The organism is Novosphingobium capsulatum NBRC 12533, assembly GCF_001598375.1.
Taxonomy (GTDB): domain Bacteria; phylum Pseudomonadota; class Alphaproteobacteria; order Sphingomonadales; family Sphingomonadaceae; genus Novosphingobium; species Novosphingobium capsulatum.
Window position 1 is genome coordinate 51,475 of sequence record NZ_BCYV01000005.1, and the last position, 21,715, is coordinate 73,189.

The following is a 21,715-nucleotide window of genomic DNA, read 5'->3' on the forward strand; positions in this document are numbered from 1 at the left end:
GCTGGGCTTCGGGCGCCACCGCGCCGAAGCCGCCGCTGCCACGGCAGGCGGGCGCCAGCACACCGGCTCGCTGTCGCGGCGCATGCTGCTGATCGCGTTTGCCTGGGTCACGGTGCTATTGCTGGGCGGCGGGCTGGCCCTTGATCGCACGCTGACCGGGCTGGTCACCCGCAATTTCGATGACCAGCTCAACTACATGCTCACTGCCATGGTCGCTTCGGCCGAAATCGGGCCCGATGGGGAGGTGTTCTTCAACCGCACCCTGGGCGACCAGCGCTTTCTCGAACCCAATAGCGGCCTCTATTGGCAGATTTCGGGGCAGGGGCATGACGATTTCCCCTCCCGCTCGCTGTGGGACCGGACGCTGAAGCTGCGCGCCGATCACGTCGACACCGCGCCGCACATCTACGATTCCAACCAGTTTGGCGATAATGAGCGGCTGCGCATGATCGAGCGTTCGGTCATCCTGCCCGGCAGCAATACGCTATGGCAGTTTTCCGTGGCGGCCAGCCGTGGCGAGCTTGATGCGCAGATCACCCGTATCCGCGCGATCCTGGTCTGGTCATTCCTGGTGCTGGGCATGGGTCTGTTCATCATGGCCGGCCTGCAGACCTTCTATGGCCTTGGCCCGTTGCGCCGCGTGCGCCGCGCGATTGCCGCCATGCGCGAAGGCGGCGCATCGCGCGTGAACGAGCCGCTGCCCCTGGAAGTCCAGCCGCTGGTCGAGGAAATCAACCTGCTGCTGGCCCATTCCGAAAAGCAGGCAGAAGAGGCGCGCACCCATGCCGGCAACCTGGCCCATGCGCTGAAAACGCCGCTGACCGTGGTGATGAACGCAGCGACTGCCCACGCGCCCGACCTGTCCGATACTGTAATCCGCGAGGCCGCAGTAATGCGCCGCCAGGTCGATCACCACCTCGCCCGCGCCCGCGCCGTCGGCCGCCGCGCCACCGGCCTGTCGCGCGCCACGGTGTGGGAAAGCGCCGATGCCGTGGTGCGCGCCGTCACGCGGCTCTATGCTGACGTGCGCTTTGACCTGGATGGCAACCGTGAGGCGGGCGTGGCGATCGAGCGGCAGGATCTTGATGAAATCCTGGGCAACCTGATTGAAAATGCGGCCAAATATGGCGGCGGATCGGTGTTCATCACCATCGACGCCGTGCCCACCGATCCGCGCTTTTGCGATATCTGGGTGGAAGACGACGGCATGGGCATACCCGAGGCGGAGCGGGAGCGGATTTTCGACCGTGGCGCCCGGCTCGATACCGGCAAGCCGGGCACGGGTCTCGGCCTCGCCATCGTGCGCGACGTGGCCGAACTCTATGGCGGCGCGGTCACGCTGGGTGAAAGCGAAGACCTGGGCGGTCTGCTAACGACCCTCAGATTGCCCCGCGCCAAATAAAAGATCCTCCCTCCGCAAAGCGGGGGGAGGGGGACCGCCGGCGAAGCCGGTGGTGGAGGGGGGTGCTGTGCCGCGCTACTCCCCCCGCTCGCGCGGATGGGCATTGCGATAGGCATCGAGCAGCGTGGCGGCATCCACCCGCGTATATATCTGCGTCGACGACAGGCTGGCATGGCCCAATAGTTCCTGCAGGCTGCGCAAGTCGGCCCCGGCGCCCAGCAGGTGCGTGGCAAAGCTGTGGCGCAGGGCATGGGGCGTGGCCGTGGCCGGCAGGCCCAGCGCCACACGGGCGCGGGCCATGGCGCGCTGAACCAGGCCGGGCGAGAGCGGCCCGCCCTTGGCACCGCGAAACAGCGCGGCGTCGCGCTCCAGCGGCCAGGGCACCTGCGCGGCATAGTCGGCCACCGCCTGGCGCACCGCCGGCAACAGCGCGATCACCCGCTGGCGTCCGCCCTTGCCGGTCACCACCAGCCGTTCGCCCAGCGGCAGCACGCTGGCGGGCAGGGCCAGTGCTTCGGCAATGCGCAGGCCGGCGCCATAGAGCAGCAGCAGCACGGCGCGGTCGCGCGCGGCGATCCAGGGCGCGGCCTCGTCGGAAACCATCTCGGCCAGGGCCACGGCATCGTCCGGCGAAATCGGGCGGGGCAGGCCCTTCTTCACGCGCGGCCCACGCAGGCGCGGCGCCACGGCATCGGGCAGGCCCGCTTGCGCACGGGCAAAGGCCAGGAACGCCTTGAGCGCGGAAAGCTCGCGCGCGGCAGAGGTATTGACCAGGCCTTCCGCGCGCCGCTCGGCCAGATGCTGGCGCAGGCGCGGGGCGTCGAGCCGGGCCAGGCTGGCCCAGTCCTGCCCGGCGGGCAGAGCATCGAGCAGGCGTTGCGCGGTCTTGTGATAGGCGCGCACGGTATGGGGCGATCGGCGCAGCGACAGCGCCAGGTGATCATGCCAAGCCATCAGCAGCTCTGCCCGGTCCATGCCGCTTTTCCCTCAGCCCACCAGTTCGGCCGGCACCAGCTCGGCCAGCAGCGCATCGAGGAGCGGCATGCCCGCTTCGGTCACCACCAGCCGCGTGCCGTCTTGGCGCAGCAACCCGCCGCGCGCATGGAACGCGCGCTTGGCCGGGTCGATCAGCGCGCTTTCCGCCAGGCCAAAGCGGCGAGAAAGCGCGGCGACATCCACCCCTTCGTCAAGACGCAGGCCCATCAGCAGCGCTTCGCTGGCCTGTTCGGTCCGGCCCAGGGCGCGCTCGTCCACCAGGCCGTGGCCTTGCTCAGCCACTGCGCGCAGATAGTTTTCCGGCTTGCGGTGCCGGACCGTGGCGGTGTCGAGCCGGCGGCCATGCGCGCCCGGCCCGATCCCGGCATAATCGCCATAGCGCCAGTACGTCAGGTTGTGGCGGCTTTCCTCGCCGGGGCGAGCGTGGTTGCTGATTTCGTAGGCGGGCAAGCCGGCCGCGGTCATGCGTTCGCGGGTCAGCGCAAACAGGTCGGCCGCGCCATCATCGTCGAGCGGGGTAAAGCGCCCTTCGCGCACCAGCGTGGCAAAGCGCGTGCCCGGTTCGATCGTCAGCTGATAGAGCGACATATGCCCGGTGCCCAATGCCAGCGCCCGCGCCAGTTCGGCGTCCCACGTCTCAGGCGTGTGGCCGGGGCGGGCATAGATCAGGTCAAACGTCACGCGGGCAAAATGCCGCTGCGCCACGTCCAGCGCCGCCATCCCCTCAGCTGCATCATGCAGGCGGCCGAGGAAATGCAGCGTCTCGTCATCCAGTGCCTGGAGGCCCAGCGACACGCGGTTTATCCCCGCATTTGCCAGCGCGGCAAAATTGGCTGCTTCGACCGACGATGGATTGGCCTCCAGCGTGATCTCGATATCGCTGGCCAGGCGCCAGTGCTGCCCCGCCGCTTCGATCAGCCGCGACACCAGCGCCGGCGGCATCAGCGAGGGCGTGCCACCGCCAAAGAAGATCGACGTGAGTTCCCGCCCGGGCAGCAGCGCCGCCTCGTGCGCCATGTCGGCCAGAAGCGCGCTTTCCCACGCCGCCATGTCCGTCTTGGCGCGCACATGGCTGTTGAAGTCGCAATAGGGACACTTTGCGAGACAGAACGGCCAGTGGATATAGAGCGCGAGGGGGGGCATTTGTTCTCCGGTTCGGGGTGTTGCGTAAGGTCTCTCACCACCCCCCGACCCCCTCCTCTGAAGAGGAGGGGGTCGGGGGTGGTGGCAGTTCCTGCGCTAACCCAGCCCCTTCTACCCCGCGAACTGCGCGGCGACCAGCTTGGCAAAGGCATCGGCGCGATGGCTGATGGCGTGCTTTTCGGCCGGATCGAGTTCGGCAAAGGTGCGCGTATCGCCCACCGGCACGAACACCGGGTCATAGCCAAAGCCCAGCGTGCCGCGCGGCGGCCAGGTCAGTGTGCCATCGGCCCGCCCTTCATAGCTGACCGCTTCGCCATCGGGCCAGGCAATCGCCAGAACGCAGGAAAACCAGCAGTCGCGCGGGGCATCCGGGCCCAGCTCGGCCAGCTTGCCCTCAACCTTGCCCATCGCCATGTACCAGTCGCGGCCGGGCCCACCTTCAAAGGGCGCCGCTTCCGCCCAATCGGCGGTATAGACGCCGGGCGCGCCGCCCAGCGCGGCCACCGAAAGGCCGGAATCGTCAGACAGCGCCGGCAGGTTGGCGGCGCGCGCCGCTGCATGCGCCTTGATCAGCGCATTTTCCACAAAGGTCGTGCCGGTTTCTGCCGGTTCGGGCAGGCCAAGCTCGCCCGCCGACAGGCATTCCAGGCCATAGGGGGCCAGCAGCGCCTGGATTTCGCGCAGCTTGCCCTTGTTGTGCGTGGCAATGACCAGCTTGCCGGGGGCGAGCGTGCGGCTCACCGCGCCACGGCCTGTTCCTGCGCGGCGAAGATGTCGGTGCAGCCCAGGCGCGCCAGCCGCAGCAGGCGCAGCAGCGCTTCCTCGTCATAGGTCGCGCCTTCGGCGGTCGCCTGCACTTCGGCGATGTGGCCGCCTTCGATCAGCACGAAGTTGGCATCGGCATCGGCCGAGCTGTCTTCGATGTAATCGAGATCGAGCACCGGGGTGCCCTTGACGATTCCGCACGAAATCGCCGCGACTTTGCGGGTCAGCGGATCGTCCTGGATCGCACCGGCGTCCATCAGCTTCTGCACCGCCAGGCGCAGGGCAACCCATGCGCCCGAGATCGAGGCGGTGCGGGTGCCGCCATCGGCCTGGATCACGTCGCAATCCAGTGTGATCTGGCGTTCGCCCAGTTTCTTGAGATCGGTCACGGCGCGCAAGGACCGCCCGATCAGGCGCTGGATTTCCTGGGTGCGGCCCGATTGCTTGCCCTTGGCCGCCTCGCGGCTGCCGCGGGTGTGGGTGGCGCGGGGCAGCATCGAATATTCTGCCGTCACCCAGCCTTCACCCTTGCCGCGCATGAACGGCGGCACGCGCTCTTCCACCGAGGCCGTCACCAGCACCTTGGTGTCGCCAAAGCCGATGAGGACCGAGCCCTCGGCATGCTTGGTGAAGTTGGTCTCGATGGTGATCGCCCGCATCTGATCGGCGGCGCGGCCGGAAGGACGCATGTTGAGGTTTCCTTGCAAGGGTGGGTGCCAGAATTGCGCGCTGCCTTGGCCGATTGCGTGATGGCCCGCAAGCAATTCCGCGCGGCAAGCAATTCCCTTGAGCCTTGGGCCAAGGCTTCTACATATGGCACTGGTATGAACGGCTCCACGCTTACCGATCTGTCCAACCGCGCCCGCGATATCTTCCGCCTGGTGGTGGAGGGCTATATCGCCTCAGGCCAGCCGGTCGGCTCCAAGACGCTGGCCGGCGCGGGCGGGGTCAACCTGTCGCCCGCCTCGATCCGCTCGGTCTTGCAGGAATTGCAGGACGCCGGGCTGCTGGCCGCGCCGCACACCAGCGCCGGGCGGATGCCCACCGAAATGGGCCTGCGCCTGTTCGTCGACGGCATCATGCAGGTCGCCCAGCCGAGCGAGGCCGAACGCGCCCAGATCGAACGCGGCCTCAAGCGCACCCGCGCGCAGGGCGGCACGATCGAGGCGGCCCTGGCGGCGGCAACCTCGGCGCTTTCCGAACTTTCGGCCGGGGCAGGGGTGATCATGGTGCCGCGCCGCGAACCGCGGCTGATGCAGCTTTCGTTCGTATCGCTGTCGCCCACGCGCGCGCTGGCCGTGCTGGTGGCCGAAGACGGTGGCATCGAAAACCGCGTGATCGATCTGCCGGCGCCCACCGCGCCCTTCATGCTGGAACAGGCCTCCAACTATCTAACCGCGCGTCTCGCCGGCCGCACCCTGGCCGAGGCAGTTGCTGCGATCCGCGCCGAAATTGCCGGCGGGCGCAGCGCGCTCGATGTTGCCAGCGCCGATCTGGTGCAGCGCGGCCTGGCAGTATGGAGCATGGACGCGGCCCAGCGCCCGGTCTTGGTGGTGCGCGGCCAGGCCAACCTGCTGGATGAAGCCGCGCTCGGCGATATCGAGCGGGTGCGCCTGCTGCTCGATGAACTGGAAAGCGCCGAGGCGATTGCCGGCGTGCTCGACGCCGCGCGCGAGGCGCAGGCCACGCGTATTTTCATCGGCAGCGAGAACCGCCTGTTCTCGCTTTCGGGGTCCTCGGTGATCGCTTCGCCCTGGCGCGACGGCGAGGGGCGGGTGGTCGGTGTAGTGGGGGTGATCGGGCCAACGCGGTTGAATTATGCGCGCGTCGTCCCCATGGTGGATTTCACGGCCCAATCCTTGGGCAAACTTATCGGACAAGACGGATTTTCACGCAAATGACGGATAACGAGACGCGCCCGCAAGATGCAGAGCTGGAAGCCGAACTGGCTGGCGTGCCCGAGGATTTGAAGGAATCCGGCGCCGCTGGCCACGATACCGAGTTGGCGGCCCTGCGCGAATCGCTCGAGGTGGCCAAGCAGGACGTGCTCTATGCCAAGGCAGAGACACAGAACGTGCGCCGCCGCATGGAAAAGGACATTGCCGATGCGCGCGCCTATGCCGCCACCAGCTTTGCCCGCGACATCCTGTCGGTGGCCGACAACCTGGCCCGCGCACTGGAAACCATCCCGGCCGACCTGCGCGAGGACGACAAGTTCAAGAACCTGGTCACCGGCCTGGAAGCCACCGGGCGCGAGATCGAAAAGGTGTTCGGCAACCACGGCATCAGCCGCATCGCCGCCAAGGGCATGCCGCTCGATCCGCATCAGCACCAGGCCATGATGGAAGTGCCCTCGGCCGAGCATGAACCCGGCACCGTCGTGCAGGAGCTTCAGGCCGGTTACACCATTAAGGACCGCCTGCTGCGCCCGGCCATGGTCGTGGTGGCCAAGAAGCCGGATTGATTTTCGGGCGTCGGCAAAGGCCTGGCACCACCCCCAACTCCCTCCTCTGAAGAGGAGGGGGCTTTAAAGTCAAAGCCTTAACTCCCCATCCTCTTTAGAGGAGGGGGTTTGGGGGGTGGTGGCGGCCAAAAACCGCGCTTTTGTGGAACCAACCGCCCGCTTTCATCGTAATATCCTGTGACAACGGGAGGGCGATGGAGGAATTGCCATGGGTAAGAAGTTCCTGATCCCCGCCGCCATTGCGCTTGGTGCCCTGTCGCTGGGCGGTTGCGCGCGCAACTATGCCGGTGAAGGTGGCTTGGCCGGGGCTGGCGTCGGCGCTGCCGTGGCCGGCATTTCCGGCGGCAATATTGGCACTGGCGCAGCGATCGGCGGCGCAGTGGGCGCTGCCGCCGGCTCGCAGGTCAAGAAGGATTGCTGGCGTACCGACGCCGATGGCCGCAGCTATCGCGTCTGCTGATCAAAACGGCAGGACTGCCCGATAGGCCGCCAGCGGTGGCTTGTCGGGCAGTGCCATGCCTTGCTCCAGCAGGAAGGCGTGGCGCACTATTTCCGCCTGTTGTTCCAGGCCATAGCGGGCAAACGGCTTGCCCGGCACCAAGTCATAGGCATAGCGACAGAACGGATGACGCTGCAGGGGCAGAAAGACGCCCCGCTGCCATTGCCACACGTGGCACAATTCGTGGATCAGAAGCCCTTGCAGGCTGAGGTGCTCTTGCGCGAAATCGGCTGACCAGAAATCGGCGCCGGGGTGAAAGTGGATGTGCCCCATCGGCGCCATCACCACGTTCACCCCTTGAAACGGCCACCAGCGGCGGCGCCGCACTTCCACCCGCTGCCAATCGATCGCCGCACCATAGACGCTGCGTCCCAGCGCCACTTCGCCCGGCGTCAACTTGCGCGCGACCATGATGGCGCGCTGGCCTTACATATGATCCATGTGGTCCATGCTGCCGCCTGCGGCGGTGCTTGTGGCTGCGGCGCCGGGCGCGACGACCTTGGCCTTGGTCGTTGCCTTGTCACCGTTGTCGAGAGTGATGGTGAGTTCGGTCACCCCGCCGGCCTTGAGCGTGGGGGCGAGGTCGAACAGCATCACGTGGTTGGCACCGGGCTTGAACTCCACGCTCTTGCCCGATTGCAGCGGCACCGCCTTGAGCGGCGACATCTGCATCATGCCATCCTTCATCGCGCTTTCATGCATTTCCGCGCGGCCCGCGCCGTCGACATGCACGGCTACCAGCTGGCGGTCGGGCCCGCTGCCCTGCGCCAGGGTGAAATAGGCAACGCCCGGATTGCCGGCCACGGCGGGCAACTGCACGGTTGCATCGGTCAGCGTGGTGCCCGGTGCGTTTTCAGGCGTGGCATCGAGGCTTGCGGCAACGCTGGGGCTTTCCTGCGGCGCAGGCTTGCTGCATCCCGCCAGGGCAAGGCCCGAAGCCAGGGCAAGACAGGCCATGCCGGCCAGAACAGGTGCGCGCATGCGATGCGATCCTTCTTTTCAAGCGAGGTGAAAATGTGACGCAGCCATAGCACGCGCGGGGCTTGTGCCAAGCGCAAGCGCACCTATATCCCGCCCGTAACGAGCCGCCAAGGTGGCGCCTGCCCACAAGGGGGACGCCCGATTAAGCGGTGTCAACACGCGAAGGATATGGGGAAACATGGCTAAAGTTATTGGTATCGACCTCGGCACGACCAACAGCTGCGTCGCGGTGATGGACGGGGGCACGCCCAAGGTCATCGAGAATTCGGAAGGCGCGCGCACGACGCCTTCGATCGTGGCTTTCACCAAGGACGGTGAGCGCCTGATCGGTCAGCCGGCCAAGCGCCAGGCCGTGACCAACCCTGACAACACGATCTTTGCGGTCAAGCGTCTGATCGGCCGTCGTTTCGACGATCCGCTGACCCAGAAGGACACCCAGCTGGTGCCCTACACGATCACCAAGGGCAAGAACGGCGATGCGTGGGTTGCGGCTGGCGGCCAGGATTACAGCCCGTCGCAGATTTCGGCCTATACCCTTCAGAAGATGAAGGAAACCGCCGAAAGCTACCTCGGCGAAACCGTGACGCAGGCAGTGATCACCGTGCCCGCTTACTTCAACGACGCGCAGCGCCAGGCGACCAAGGACGCCGGCCAGATCGCTGGCCTTGAAGTGCTGCGCATCATCAACGAGCCGACTGCGGCCGCGCTGGCCTATGGCCTCGACAAGCAGGACGGCAAGACCATTGCCGTGTACGACCTTGGCGGCGGCACGTTCGACATCTCCATCCTCGAAATCGGCGATGGCGTGTTCGAGGTGAAGTCCACCAACGGTGACACGTTCCTGGGCGGTGAAGACTTTGACACCGCGCTGGTCGAATACCTGGCGGACAAGTTCAAGGGCAAGGAAGGCCTTGATCTGCGTGGCGACAAGCTTGCCCTGCAGCGTCTCAAGGAAGCGGCGGAAAAGGCCAAGATCGAACTGTCTTCGGCCCAGACCACCGAAATCAACCTGCCCTTCATCACCGCGCGCATGGAAGGTGGCAGCACCACCCCGCTGCACCTGGTGGAAACCATCACCCGTTCGGACCTCGAACGCCTGGTCGGCAAGCTGATCGAGCGCACGCTTGAGCCCTGCCGCAAGGCGCTGGCCGATGCCGGCCTTTCGGCCAAGGACATCGACGACGTGGTGCTGGTCGGCGGCATGACCCGCATGCCCAAGGTGCGCGACGTGGTGAAGGACTTCTTCGGCAAGGACCCGCACACCGGCGTGAACCCTGACGAAGTCGTGGCCATGGGCGCGGCCATCCAGGCCGGCGTGCTCCAGGGCGACGTCAAGGACGTGCTGCTGCTCGACGTGACCCCGCTGTCGCTGGGTATCGAAACGCTGGGCGGCATCATGACCAAGATGATCGACCGCAACACCACGATCCCGACCAAGAAGAGCCAGGTCTACTCGACCGCGGAAGACAACCAGCAGGCCGTAACCATCCGCGTGTTCCAGGGTGAACGCGAAATGGCGCAGGACAACAAGCTGCTGGGCCAGTTCGACCTGCTCGGCATTCCGCCCGCACGGCGCGGCGTGCCCCAGATCGAGGTGACGTTCGACATCGACGCCAACGGCATCGTCAACGTGTCGGCCAAGGACAAGGGCACCGGCAAGGAACAGCAGATCCGCATCCAGGCATCGGGCGGTCTGTCCGACTCCGATATCGACCAGATGGTGCGCGACGCGGAAAAGTTCGCGGCTGACGATAAGAAGCGCCGCGAGGCGGCCGAGGCCAAGAACAACGCCGAAAGCCTGGTTCACGCCACCGAGCGCCAGCTTGAAGAGCATGGCGACAAGGTCGACGCGGGCCTCAAGGCCGAAATCGAGGCAGCCCTGGCAGAAGCCAAGACCGCAATCGAAAGCGGCAATGCCGAAGACATGACCGCCAAAACCCAGGCCCTCACCGACAAGGCGATGAAGCTGGGCCAGGCGATCTATGAAAAGGAACAGGCCGGTGCCGCCTCTCCGGGGGCAGAAGCGCCCAAGGACGATGGCGTGGTCGACGCCGAGTTCTCGGAAGTGGACGACACCAAGGCTTGATCTGCAACATGACCCCCTCTCTTGCCGCGCAGCGCGGCAAGGGACGGGGAGAGGGGACCAGGAACGCCTTTAACATGGCATTGCCCAGGCCCTCTCCCCGTGCGGGGCGAGGGCTTTGTTATGGCAGTTGAAGCCGATTATTACGAATTGCTGGAAGTGGAACGGACGGCTGATGACAAGGTCATCAAGTCTGCGTTCCGCAAGCTGGCGATGAAATTCCACCCCGACAAGAATCCGGGGTGTCAGGATTCCGAGGCCAAGTTCAAGCAGATCAACGAGGCCTATGCCTGCCTCTCCGATCCGCAAAAGCGCGCCGCCTATGATCGCTATGGCCATGCCGCGTTCCAGCAGGGCGGCCCCGGTGGCGGCGGTGCAGGCGGTTTTGGCGGCGGCGATTTCGGCGACATCGGCGATATCTTCGAAACCATCTTCGGCGGCGCCTTTGGTGGCGGTGGTGGCCGGCAACAAAGCCGGCGCGGCGCCGATTTGCGCTATGACATGGAAGTGACGCTGGAAGAGGCGTTCCATGGCAAGACCGCCGAAATCAGTGTCGAGGTTTCGCAGACTTGCGAACCGTGCAGTGGTTCCGGCGCCACGCCTGGCACTTCTGCCCGCCGCTGCAACCTGTGCGGCGGACATGGCAAGGTGCGCGCACAGCAGGGCTTTTTCATGGTGGAGCGGGCCTGCCCCAACTGCCACGGTCGCGGCGAAGTGATCGAAAAGCCCTGCCGCCATTGCCGTGGCGAAGGCCGCGTCGATGCGCCGCAGACCTTGGCGGTGGATATTCCCGCCGGCGTCGATACCGGCACGCGCATCCGCCTGGCTGGCAAGGGCGAGGCCGGGCCCAATGGCGCCCCGGCCGGCGATCTCTACATCTTCCTGCACATTGCCCGGCACAAGGTGTTCGAGCGCGACGGTACCACGCTGCTGACCCGTGCCCCGATCAGCTTCACCACCGCGGCCCTGGGCGGCGAAATCGAGATCCCCGGCTTGGACGGCAGCCGCCACGCGATCGAGATTCCCGCCGGCATCCAATCGGGCAAGCAGCTGCGCAAGCGCGGCGCGGGCATGCCCGTGCTGCAAGGGCGCGGCTCGGGCGATCTTGTCGTGGAAATCCAGGTGGAAACGCCCACCAAACTGTCGGCGCGCCAGCGCGAACTGCTGCGCGAATTCCAGAGCACCGAAACCGGCGAGGAATGCCCGCAATCCAAGGGCTTTTTCGAACGCATCAAAGATGCCTGGACCGATTTGACGGAATAACATCGGGCAAGGCGTCCACCACCCCCAACCCCCTCCTCTGAAGAGGAGGGGGCTTTTTTATGTCTACTCCCCATCCTCTTTAGAGGAGGGGGTCGGGGGGTGGTGGAAGCCACCATCAAACTTCGCCAAAACCTCCGCCCGCACACTTGGCACCAACTCAGCGTCTGCCCGTAAGCGCCGTTCCTCTTCGGCCAAGATCGCCAGGAACGCATCCCGCTTGAAGGTCTCGATCAAAGCAGGATCAAGCGGCTCGTCCAGCGTCGAACAGACCATGTCGATCAGCCGTTCCGCACCATTGAGCCGCCCCCACAGATAGTCATTCTCGCGCCAGGCACGGCTGAAGAACGCGCCGAAGTGGGTGAATGCAATGCCCTTGAGGCAGGCGCGCGTGCCGCCGCTGCGGATGGTGGTGGCGTCTTCGGGCGAAATACGGTCGACCTTGACCGGGTCGAACTCACCCAGGCCATCGCCTTGAAACAGCGGCAGCGTGGCGACGTCATAGAACGGAAAGCCCAGATAGGCGTGCAAGAAACGGCGGCGCAGCGCCTTGTCCATCATGCCCAGCGCATGGACGAACAGCCCATCCACTTCATCATCCAGCCGCGCCAGATCGCGCCGCGCGGCAATCGCGGCCAGGACCGCGCCAGGGTCTTCGCGCACCACGGCGGCACTGGCGGCAAAGCCGGGGCCCAGCCCGCTCAGGCTGGCCCGCGCCTGATACAGCGCCTGGGCACGATAGACCACGTCGCGTGCTGCCTCGCGCGCGGCCGGGTCGATGCCGGCGGCTTCGTCCCAATCGGCGGTCAGCCGGCGGGCCAGAAGTTTCAACCGGCGGATGCGGAATGCCAGGTCGTGGGCGCGGAAAAAGGCGATGGCCGGGGCCGTCGCACCTGCGCCGCGCGCGCTCAGGTTGTCGAGACCAAGCTGGTTGAGGTGGCGCCACAGGGCTTCTTCCACCCCGGCGTTGTCATCGGCGGGCAGGGCCTGGGTGATCACCTCGGCCAGATCGGCGACGATCCCCGCCAGCTTGACCTGGGCATAGCCATGAAACGCATAACCAGCCTGCTCGGCGGCGGCCTGCTGCGCCCGGGCGCGCCAGGTGATCAGGCGCTTGGGGTTGGGCCAATCGAAAAACAGCGTGTGGCCAAACAGCTTGGCCACGGTTTCCTCGATCTCGCCCTGCAGCGAATCGACGATCGCGCGCAGCCGCAGGCGCTCGCGTGATTGCCGCTCCAGCGCCTCCAGGTTGTCGCGAATCGGCTGCTCGCGCGGGATGGTGGAGAGGGCGCCAAAGATCGCCGCGATAAACCCCACAGGCGCGGCCGCCGGCGCGGCATCGCCGGGCGCGTGTGGCGCGGGATCGAGATAGACGAAACGCCGGTCCACCTCGCGCCGGGAAGGGCGGCTGCCCAGCGCGGCCATGGCCGGCGCGAACGGGCGGTTGACCAGCACGGCGCCGTCGACCAGCGCGGCCTGGTCCACCGTGCCGCGCCGCCAGCGATTGGGCATGATCCGCTGCAGAAAGGCCGAGCGGCCACGCCAGGTTTCGCCGCGTTCGGCGACCAGACGGTCAATCTCGGCAATGGTCAGCGGCGGAAACGCGCCGGGAAAGCTCGCTGTGGCGCGCGCGGCCAGGACCAGTTCGGGCAGCGGGGCCAGGCCTTCGCCGGTATGGGCGCGGGCCTCGGCGCGAAAGCCGATGCCCAGGCGGTGTTCGTTTTCCTCTACCAAGGGCGGGCTGTTGAGCCGCAGCGGCGCGGGATGGCCAGCAAAATCGGTGGCCGTCACCATCAGATCGATCGGGTGGCCCGGCGGCAGCAGCGGCGCGGCATTGCCGCTGCGCGCCATCGCATCGAGCGCCTCGGCCAGCAGGCGGGAAAAGCCGATGCCGCTGAACGGCGGGGCAAACCAGCGCGCGCGGATCAGGCGCGAAATCTTGCGGCGCACTTCGCCCCAGGCCTTGCTGTGGCGTGTTTCGTAATCCACCTGCTGCGCCAGTTCGCCACCCCGTGCGCGCAGCGCGGGCCAGCGCAGCACGGCCCAGACCAGCGGCTGCGCCCAGAACTTGGCAAAGCGCCCCCATGGCCGGGCATCGGGATCGAGCAGTACGTCGCTATCGGCGCGGGCTAGCCACAGCCGCGTCAGCGGCTCCAGGCTTTGCCCGGTGGCAAGCGCCTGGCCCAGGAACACGGCATTGATGCCACCGGCGCTGGCGCCCGAGAGGATATCGACCAGTACGCGCAGGCGCAGCCCGCGCTCGGCGTGGATGGTGTCCAGTAGGGCGATCCACACTGCTTCGATCCCCGGCTCTGGCACGGGCGCTGCGGCAGAGCCGGCCTTGGCGTTGACCGCGCAGCTGGCGCGCGACAGGTGCCACAGTTCCTTGGTAACCCCATGCATATACACCGCCAGGCTGATGCCGCCGGTGGAAACAAGGGCCAGGCGCAGTTCTTTCTGCCGCATCGCCAGACCATGACAGGGATTGAAGCGCTCGACCAGTAGGGGCGAGAGGCTGTAAGCCGGTCCGACGCTATTAACCGCGACTTGTCAGATTCACCGACAATTTACCCGTGCGGGCCTATCCCCGCCACAGAACGATACGCGCAGTTACCGATCCGCCCCGGCAGGGCGCAGCTGGATACCCTTGGCCTGATGATCCGCTTGTTCAAACACTATATTCCCAACGCGGTCTTCCTGCTGGGAATCATCGATTTCTGGCTGCTGGTGCTGGCGGGTGAACTGGGCTGGGTGGTGCGTGCCCACCAGATCGGCATCGATGTGGGCTATGCCAGCGATCGCCTGTGGCCACTGCTTACCTTTGCCGTGCTGGTGCAGACCGCAATGGTCTCGGTCGGCGTCTATGGCTCTGACGCGCTGCGCTCGATGCGCTACGCCACGGCGCGGCTGATGGTCGCCGTCAGCCTTGGCATCATTGCGCTCTCGGTCGTCTATTTCCTGATCCCCGGCCACACGCTGTGGCGGTCCAACCTGTTCTACGCCATGGTCTTTTCCATGGTCCTGCTGGTTGGCGTGCGGCTGGTGCTGGGCGGGTTCCTCGGCACGGCGGCGTTTCGTCGCCGCGTGCTGGTGCTGGGTGCGGGCAAGCGCGCCGATCGCCTGCGCAAGCTGGGCGAGCGGCCCGAGGCCGGCTTCGTCATCGTCGGCTATGTCGCGATGAGCACGCAGCACCCGCTGATCGAGGAAGCGATCAGCCGCGACGCGCTGCCCAATCTGACGCGGTTTGTCGAAAACCTCGGCGTGAGCGAGGTGGTGCTCGCGCTGGAAGAGCGGCGCAATGCGCTGCCGCTGAAGGACTTGCTGCGGATCAAGACCACCGGCGTGCATGTGAATGACTTCTCCACCTTTGTCGAGCGCGAGACCGGCCGCGTCGATCTCGATACGGTCAATCCCAGCTGGCTGATCTTTTCCGATGGGTTTTCCTCGGGCCGCATGCTGTCGGGTGCGATCAAGCGCGCGTTCGATATCTGCGCCAGCCTGCTGCTCCTGGCGCTGACCGCCCCGATCATCCTGGTCTTTGCCATCCTGGTAAAGCTCGACAGCAAGGGGCCGGCATTCTTCCGGCAAACCCGCGTCGGCCTCTATGGCGAAACCTTCAACCTCATCAAGCTGCGCTCCATGCGCACCGATGCCGAGGCCGGCGGCGCGCAATGGGCCGCCAAGAACGATCCGCGCGTCACGCGCATCGGCCGGCTGATCCGCAAGCTGCGCATCGATGAACTGCCGCAGACCTGGACCGTGCTCAAAGGGCAGATGAGCTTTGTCGGCCCGCGCCCGGAACGGCCCGAATTCGTGTCAGACCTGGAAGAGCATCTGCCCTATTACGCAGAACGCCACATGGTGAAGCCGGGCATCACCGGCTGGGCGCAGATCAACTATCCCTACGGCGCCTCTATCGAGGATTCGCGGCACAAGCTGGAATACGATCTCTATTACGCCAAGAATTACACCCCGTTTCTTGACCTCTTGATCCTGCTGCAAACCCTGCGCGTCGTGCTCTGGCACGAAGGCGCGCGTTAAGCAGGCGCTGCCGCGATGCAGGCCCCTCTGGGATGGACAGGATTGGGCCAATGGGCCTTTGTGCTGGCGGCCTTTGCCGGGCTGGTGCTGGGCGTGTGGCAGATCGATCGGCAACGGCGCGGTCGGCCGGTCAGCCGCGCGGGAACCGCGGCGGTGCTGGTTGGAGCGGTCTGGGCCTTGCTGCAGGCCGCATTGGGGCCGCACGCGCCCGTGGCGCTCTTGGCCGATGTGGCGCGCAACCTGGCCTGGCTGCTGGTGGTCTATGCCCTCTTCGCCCGGGATGGACGGCATGAATCCGTAGCGCCGGTGCGGCCGGTGCTGATCGTGCTGGCCGTGGTGGAACTGCTCCAGGTCGTGCTGCTCGTGCTCGATTGGCGCTTTGCCGCGTTCCCGGTGGCACGGGCGATGATTTTCCAGATTGCGGTGATGCTGCGCCTGCTGGTGATCACCGGCGCGCTGGTGCTGGTGCACAATCTCTATGCCGGGGCGATGACCGCGCAGCGCAGCGCCGTACGGTGGACCTGCGCTGCCCTGGCGGTGATCTGGGGCTACGATCTCAATTTCTACACTATCGCCTATCTGGTGCGCGGCACGCCGGCCGAACTCGTCAGCCTGCGCGCGCTCGCCGCATTGCTCGGCGTCGCCCTGCTGGCGGCGGGCGCCGTGCGCGAGCAGACCACCGGGCGCTTTTCGCCCTCGCGCACGGTGGCGTTTCAGTCGCTCTCGCTGCTGGTGATCGGCGGCTATATGCTGGTCATGGTCGGCGTGGCGCAGTCCATCGCCTGGGCAGGTGGCAGTGCCACGATGCTGACCCAGCTTGGTTTCGTGTTCGCCTCATCGGTGCTGGTCCTTGCGCTGATGCCTTCGGGACGCCTGCGCGGCTGGCTCAACGTCATGCTGTCCAAGCATTTCTTCCAGCACCGCTATGACTATCGCGCCGAATGGCTGCGCTTCAACGCCACGATCGGCCGGGGTGGGGCACGGGGGCCGGGCGGGATGACCAGTGGCGCGGGCGATACCGTGCCGTTGCATACCCGCGTGATCCAGGCCGTGGCCGATATCACCGACAGCGCGCGCGGCGCTTTGCTGATGCCGGCCGATAGCGGCGAACTGGTCCTGGCGGCACGCTGGCAATGGCCCACGCTCGATGTGCCGGCCCAGGGGCTCGACGCAGCAGGCGCCGCCTTCTTCGAAACCCACGGCTTCATCGTCGATCTCGATGAAGTGCGCGGCGGCATCGACCACCGCGGCGAGGCGCAGGCCACGCCCGTCTGGATGATCGAGGAAGAGGCCGTCTGGGCCCTGGTGCCGCTGCTCCATTTCGATCGGCTGGTCGGCCTTGTCGTGCTCGGCCGCCCGGCGGTGGCGCGCCAGCTCGATTGGGAGGATTTCGATCTGCTGCGCGTGGTGGGCCATCAGCTGGCCAGCTACATCGCCGAAAACAATGGCCAGCTCGCGCTGCTCGAAGCCAGCCGGTTCGATGAATTCAACCGCCGCATCGCCTTCGTGATGCACGATATCAAGAACTTGGCGAGCCAGCTGGGCCTGCTCGCGCGCAACGCGCAGCGCCACGCCGACAATCCCGAGTTCCGCAAGGACATGCTCGTCACGCTGAGCAACTCGGCCGACAAGCTCAACGCCCTGATCGCCCGCCTGTCGCGCTATGGCGCCGGCAATGTGGAGCAACTCGCCGCGGTTGATGCCGTGGCGGTGGCCCAGGCGCTGGCCGGTCGCTGGCCGCATGGCGCCAGCGGGGCGCAAGTGGTGGTGACGGTGCATGACCCCTGCACGATCATGGCCAACCGCGAAACGCTGGAACAGGTGCTGGCCCACCTGGTGCAGAACGCCATTGATGCCAGCCCTCCCGGGCAAACCGTGCGGGTCGAACTGCGCAGCGAGGCGCTGCACGGCTGCATCGACGTCATCGACACCGGCACCGGCATGAGCGCCGAGTTCGTGCGCAACAACCTGTTCAAGCCATTCGTTTCCACCAAGGCCGGCGGCTTTGGCATCGGCGCCTTCGAAGCGCGCGAACTGGTGCACGCCATGCGCGGCCGGCTCGACGTGGAAAGCCGGGAAGGGCTGGGCAGCCGCTTTTCCGTGCGCCTGCCGCTTGCTGCCGCCGCTGCCCTGTCCCCACCCTATTCCCAGCAGGACGTTGCATGATGACCGACACCCGCGCCAAGCAGCTGCCCAAGCTGCTCATCGTCGAAGATGATCCGGGCCTCCAGGCGCAGCTCAAGTGGGCCTACGAGGATTTCGAGGTGTTCATCGCCGGCGATCGCGCCAGCGCGCTTACCCTGTTGCGCGCCGAAGAGCCGGCAGTGGTCACGCTCGATCTGGGCCTGCCGCCCGATCCCGATGGAGTGAGCGAGGGCTTTGCCGTGCTGGACGAGATCATGGCAATCAAGCCTGACACCAAGGTTATCGTGGCCTCGGGCCACGGCGCGCGCGAATCCGCGCTGCGCGCCGTGGCGCAGGGTGCCTATGATTTCTATCCCAAGCCGGTGGATATCGACGCCTTGGGCCTGATCGTGCGCCGCGCCCTGCATCTTCACCGGATCGAGGCGGAAAACCTCAGCCTGGCCACGCGGGCGCCGGCCGATCACCGCGTGCTGGGCAACATGATCACGGCCGCACCGGAAATGGTCAAGGTTGCCCGCACGATCGAGCGGGTGGCCAATACCAATGTCTCGGTCATGCTGCTCGGCGCCAGCGGCACCGGCAAGGAACTGCTGGCGCGCGGCCTGCACGAGGCATCGAGCCGGGCGAGCGGCGCGTTCGTGGCGATCAACTGCGCGGCGATCCCGGAAAACCTTCTGGAAAGCGAGCTGTTCGGCCACGAAAAGGGCGCGTTCACCGGTGCGGTCAAGACCACTGAGGGCAAGATCGAACAGGCCAATGGTGGCACGCTGTTCCTCGATGAAGTGGGCGATATTCCGCTGCAGTTGCAGGTCAAGCTGCTGCGCTTCCTGCAGGAACGCACGATCGAGCGGATCGGCGGGCGCCGCTCGATCGCGGTCGATACGCGCATCGTCTGCGCCACGCACCAGAACCTCGAGGCGATGATCGCCGAAGGGCGTTTTCGCGAAGACCTGTGGTATCGCCTCGCTGAAATCGTCGTGAAGATCCCCAGCTTGGCGCAGCGGCCGGGCGATGCCACTTTGCTCGCCAAGGCGTTCCTCACCCGCTTTGCCGCGCAGATGAACCCCTCGGTCAAGGGCTTCGCCCCCGATGCCCTGGCCGCGATTGACGGATGGGGCTGGCCGGGCAATGTGCGTGAGTTGGAAAACCGGGTTAAGCGCGCGGTGATCATGGCCGATGGCAAGCTGGTGGCGGCCGCCGACCTCGATCTCCCGCTGGCCGACGCCGGGGCAGACAATCCGCTCAACCTCAAGGCGGTGCGCGAGGCGGCCGATCGCAAGGCGATCCGCCACGCCCTGGCCCGTAGCGAGGGCAACATTTCCAGCACGGCGCGTCTGCTCGGTATCAGTCGGCCGACGCTTTACGACTTGCTCAAGCAATATGACATGCATGGGTAACCGCAGGCGTGCCTTGCTCGTGTCGCTCGCGGCAACGCTCCTGGCCCTGGCGCCGGTGGGGCAGGCGGCGGCCGATGGCCCCCCGCTCGATGCGGTGCGGGCCAAGGCGCGGGCAGCGCTGGCGCGGCGCGATCCGATCTCGGCCGAAGTGGCCCTGCGCGAAGCCATGCGCCAGGGTGCGCCGGCCGATGCGCTGCGCGCCGATCTGGCCGCGGCGCTGCTGGCGCGCGGTGCTTTGGCCGATGCCCACACTGTGCTCGATGGCGCGGCGCAGTTCACGCCCGATACCGCCGCACTTGGCTGGCGCATGCGTGGGCAACTGGCCCTGGCCGAAGGGCGCTTGCCGGCGGCGGGCCAGGCGTTTGACCAGGCCTTGCGGCTCACGCCCGACGACGCCGATCTGTGGGTGGCGATCGCGCGCCTGCGCTTTGCCGGGGGGGAGCAGGCGCAATCGGTGCAGGCGGCAGCACGGGCGGTGGCGCTGGACCCACGCAATGCCCGGGCGCTGGCGCTGCGCGGCATGCTGGTGCGCGAACAGTTCGGGCTGCGCGCCGCGCTGCCGTGGTTCGAGCAGGGCCTCAAGATCCATCCCCAAGATCCTGATCTGCTGACCGAATATGCTGCCACCCTGGGTGACATGGGCCAGGCCCGCGCCATGCTGGTGGTGGTGCGCAAACTGGCCGAGGTGGACCCGGGCAACCCGCGCACGCTCTATTTCCAGGCCGTGCTGGCCGCCCGCGCTGGCAAGACCGAGCTTGCCCGCACCCTGTTGCAACGCACCGGCACCGCGCTGCGCGACATGCCCGCGGCCATGCTGCTGGGCGGCGTGCTGGAATATCGCGCGGGCAACTACAGCGTTTCGGCCGGATTGCTGGCGCGGCTGGTGCGGCTGCAACCGGCAAATCTCCAGGCACAGCAATTGCTCGCCCGCGCCATTGCGCGCGAGGGCGATCTGCGCCAGGTGGCCTGGCGGTGGGATAGCGTGGCGCGGCAGCCCTTTGCCACACCCTATCTGCAAGCCACAGTGGCGCGCGCCTGGCAGGGGCTGCGCCAGCCACAACGGGCCAAGGATTTGGCCACCGTTGCCGCCAGGATGGGCAACACGCGGCCCTTCACGGCGATTCCGCCCGATCTGCCGCTGGGGGCACTCGCGCTCCGCTATCAGGATGGCCCCAATTTTGCCGACGTGGCGGTGCCCTATGTCCGTGGCCTGCTCGCCGCGCGGCAGTTTGACCAGGCGCGGGCCATTGCCGATCGGCTGCGCGCGGCCAATCCCGGCGCGGCCGAAGCCTGGCTTCTGGCCGGTGACGCTCGCATGATCACCAATGACGCGCGCGGTGCGCTTGCCAGTTATGATGCTGCGGCGGCGATCCGGTTCAACGAACCGGTGCTACGCCGCATGGACGCAGCCCTGCGCGCGGCGGGCCGGGCCAAGGACGCCGACGCGATGACCGCGCGCTATCTGGCGCAAAATCCCGAAAGCCTCCTGGCGATGCGGCTGCTTGTCGTCGCCTGGGCGGGGGAAGGGCGCCAGACCGAAGCCCAGGCCATGGCCCGCGCACTGGCGGCGCGGGGGCAGGTGCTTTAGGCGCGGATTACTTCGGCTGGTAGGTCTGCTCCGGCCCCGGAAACGCGCGGTCGCGTACTTCCTGGGCATAGTGGGCGGCCGCTTGCTCGATCGTGCCGGCCACTTCGGCATAGCGCTTCACAAAGCGGGGCACGCGCTCGAACATGCCCAGCATGTCTTCGGTCACCAGCACTTGGCCATCGCACTGCGCCGATCCGCCAATGCCGATCACCGGGCACGGCACCGCCTGGGTGATGGCAATGGCCAGCGGTTCCACCACACCTTCGGCCACGATGGCAAAGGCGCCGGCATCGGCCAGCGCGCGGGCATCGGCGAGGATCTTGTCGGCTTCGGCCTGGCTGCGGCCGCGCGCGCCATAGCCACCCAGCACGTTCACCGCCTGCGGCGTCAGGCCGACGTGGCCCATCACCGGGATGCCGCGCGCCACCAGGAACGCCACGGTTTCGGCCATGGCCGCGCCGCCTTCCAGCTTGACCCCGGCGCAGCCGGTGTCCTTGAGCAGCCGCGCCGCCGCCGCAAAGGCCGCTTGCGGAGAGGCTTCATAGCTGCCGAACGGCATGTCCACGATCACCACCGCATGATATGAACCGCGCACCACGGCAGCGCCATGGGCGGCCATCATGTCGAGCGTGACCGGAACGCTCGATGGCAAGCCATAGATCACCTGGCCCAGCGAATCCCCCACGAGCAGGATATCGCAATGCGCATCCAGCAATTGCGCCTGGCGCGCGGTATAGGCGGTGAGCATCACGATCGGCTGCGCGGTGTGCCCATCCACCTTGCGCTGGCGGATGGCGGGCACCGACAGGCGCTTCATCGGCGCCGGGGTGGGATGGGCGCGGCTGGTGGCCGTGTCGAGCTGAAAGGTGGTGGACATGCGCACTGCTTTCCCAAAAGCTGGCCCCAAAAGCCGGTCAGGTGTGGCGCGCGCTTCTATACCATGGGGCAAAA

18 protein-coding genes are annotated in these 21,715 nt (G+C 66.7%); 10 read left to right on the forward strand and 8 right to left on the reverse strand.

Annotated elements, in window-relative coordinates; genetic code table 11:
- The first annotated feature begins 82 nt into the window (after positions 1–82).
- Complete coding sequence (locus SCA01S_RS01975) at positions 83–1,402, forward strand: sensor histidine kinase (protein ID WP_084390748.1); 1,320 nt, start codon at positions 83–85, stop codon at positions 1,400–1,402.
- 75 nt (positions 1,403–1,477) lie between these two features.
- Here SCA01S_RS01975 and SCA01S_RS01980 read toward each other — a convergent pair whose 3' ends face one another.
- From SCA01S_RS01980 to rph, 4 genes are all read right to left on the reverse strand, one after another.
- On the reverse strand, positions 1,478–2,377 hold the full coding sequence (locus SCA01S_RS01980) for a tyrosine recombinase XerC (protein WP_062782355.1): 900 nt from the start codon (positions 2,375–2,377) through the stop codon (positions 1,478–1,480).
- A gap of 12 nt (positions 2,378–2,389) precedes the next feature.
- Positions 2,390–3,541 (reverse strand): radical SAM family heme chaperone HemW, encoded by a 1,152-nt coding sequence (gene hemW, locus SCA01S_RS01985; protein ID WP_062782358.1) that lies wholly within the window; start codon positions 3,539–3,541, stop codon positions 2,390–2,392.
- Between the two features lie 111 nt (positions 3,542–3,652).
- Positions 3,653–4,282: an RdgB/HAM1 family non-canonical purine NTP pyrophosphatase gene (gene rdgB, locus SCA01S_RS01990; RefSeq protein WP_062782361.1), complete on the reverse strand. Its 630-nt coding sequence runs from the start codon at positions 4,280–4,282 to the stop codon at positions 3,653–3,655.
- Complete coding sequence (rph, locus tag SCA01S_RS01995; RefSeq protein WP_062782364.1) at positions 4,279–4,995, reverse strand: ribonuclease PH; 717 nt, start codon at positions 4,993–4,995, stop codon at positions 4,279–4,281. The genes rdgB and rph overlap by 4 nt, the downstream gene beginning before the upstream one ends.
- A 135-nt stretch (positions 4,996–5,130) precedes the next feature.
- Between rph and hrcA the strand changes: the two genes are divergently transcribed.
- The 3 genes from hrcA (at position 5,131) to SCA01S_RS02010 (ending at position 7,230) form a co-directional block, all read left to right on the forward strand.
- Positions 5,131–6,207 (forward strand): heat-inducible transcriptional repressor HrcA, encoded by a 1,077-nt coding sequence (hrcA, locus tag SCA01S_RS02000; protein WP_062782367.1) that lies wholly within the window; start codon positions 5,131–5,133, stop codon positions 6,205–6,207.
- Entirely contained in the window at positions 6,204–6,770 is a 567-nt protein-coding gene (gene grpE / locus SCA01S_RS02005; protein WP_022677505.1) for a nucleotide exchange factor GrpE, read from the forward strand. The genes hrcA and grpE overlap by 4 nt, the downstream gene beginning before the upstream one ends.
- Positions 6,771–6,978: 208 nt before the next feature.
- The gene (locus SCA01S_RS02010; protein ID WP_022677504.1) at positions 6,979–7,230 is read left to right on the forward strand and encodes a glycine zipper domain-containing protein; all 252 of its coding nucleotides are present in this window, start codon (positions 6,979–6,981) and stop codon (positions 7,228–7,230) included.
- Here the strand turns inward: SCA01S_RS02010 and SCA01S_RS02015 are convergent, their stop codons facing one another.
- Together SCA01S_RS02015 and SCA01S_RS02020 are read right to left on the reverse strand one after the other, a co-directional pair.
- Positions 7,231–7,680 carry a hypothetical protein gene (locus SCA01S_RS02015; protein ID WP_062782369.1) on the reverse strand — a complete coding sequence of 150 codons (450 nt, stop codon included), beginning with the start codon at positions 7,678–7,680 and terminating at the stop codon, positions 7,231–7,233.
- Positions 7,681–7,695: 15 nt separating this feature from the next.
- Complete coding sequence (locus SCA01S_RS02020) at positions 7,696–8,250, reverse strand: copper chaperone PCu(A)C (RefSeq protein WP_157088832.1); 555 nt, start codon at positions 8,248–8,250, stop codon at positions 7,696–7,698.
- Positions 8,251–8,428: 178 nt separating this feature from the next.
- Between SCA01S_RS02020 and dnaK the strand changes: the two genes are divergently transcribed.
- A complete protein-coding gene (dnaK, locus tag SCA01S_RS02025; protein WP_062782372.1) occupies positions 8,429–10,336 on the forward strand; it encodes a molecular chaperone DnaK in 1,908 nt (635 codons plus the stop codon).
- A 120-nt stretch (positions 10,337–10,456) separates the two neighbouring features.
- Positions 10,457–11,596, forward strand: coding sequence for a molecular chaperone DnaJ (gene dnaJ, locus SCA01S_RS02030; protein WP_022677501.1), 1,140 nt, complete (start codon positions 10,457–10,459; stop codon positions 11,594–11,596).
- 63 nt (positions 11,597–11,659) lie between these two features.
- Here dnaJ and SCA01S_RS02035 read toward each other — a convergent pair whose 3' ends face one another.
- Positions 11,660–14,059 (reverse strand): patatin-like protein, encoded by a 2,400-nt coding sequence (locus SCA01S_RS02035; RefSeq protein WP_062782375.1) that lies wholly within the window; start codon positions 14,057–14,059, stop codon positions 11,660–11,662.
- Between the two features lie 189 nt (positions 14,060–14,248).
- Here SCA01S_RS02035 and SCA01S_RS02040 point away from each other — a divergent pair, with 189 nt between their 5' ends.
- From SCA01S_RS02040 to SCA01S_RS02055, 4 genes are read left to right on the forward strand one after another with little or no spacing between them, the layout of a single operon-like run.
- Positions 14,249–15,634 (forward strand): TIGR03013 family XrtA/PEP-CTERM system glycosyltransferase, encoded by a 1,386-nt coding sequence (locus SCA01S_RS02040; protein ID WP_062782378.1) that lies wholly within the window; start codon positions 14,249–14,251, stop codon positions 15,632–15,634.
- 15 nt (positions 15,635–15,649) lie between these two features.
- Complete coding sequence (gene prsK, locus SCA01S_RS02045) at positions 15,650–17,800, forward strand: XrtA/PEP-CTERM system histidine kinase PrsK (protein ID WP_062782381.1); 2,151 nt, start codon at positions 15,650–15,652, stop codon at positions 17,798–17,800.
- Positions 17,800–19,176: a PEP-CTERM-box response regulator transcription factor gene (gene prsR, locus SCA01S_RS02050; protein ID WP_028658192.1), complete on the forward strand. Its 1,377-nt coding sequence runs from the start codon at positions 17,800–17,802 to the stop codon at positions 19,174–19,176. Before prsK ends, prsR begins: the two co-directional genes overlap by 1 nt.
- Positions 19,169–20,764: a tetratricopeptide repeat protein gene (locus SCA01S_RS02055; RefSeq protein WP_084390725.1), complete on the forward strand. Its 1,596-nt coding sequence runs from the start codon at positions 19,169–19,171 to the stop codon at positions 20,762–20,764. Before prsR ends, SCA01S_RS02055 begins: the two co-directional genes overlap by 8 nt.
- 7 nt (positions 20,765–20,771) lie before the next feature.
- Here SCA01S_RS02055 and panB read toward each other — a convergent pair whose 3' ends face one another.
- On the reverse strand, positions 20,772–21,641 hold the full coding sequence (gene panB / locus SCA01S_RS02060; RefSeq protein ID WP_062782384.1) for a 3-methyl-2-oxobutanoate hydroxymethyltransferase: 870 nt from the start codon (positions 21,639–21,641) through the stop codon (positions 20,772–20,774).
- Positions 21,642–21,715: the final 74 nt, after the last annotated feature.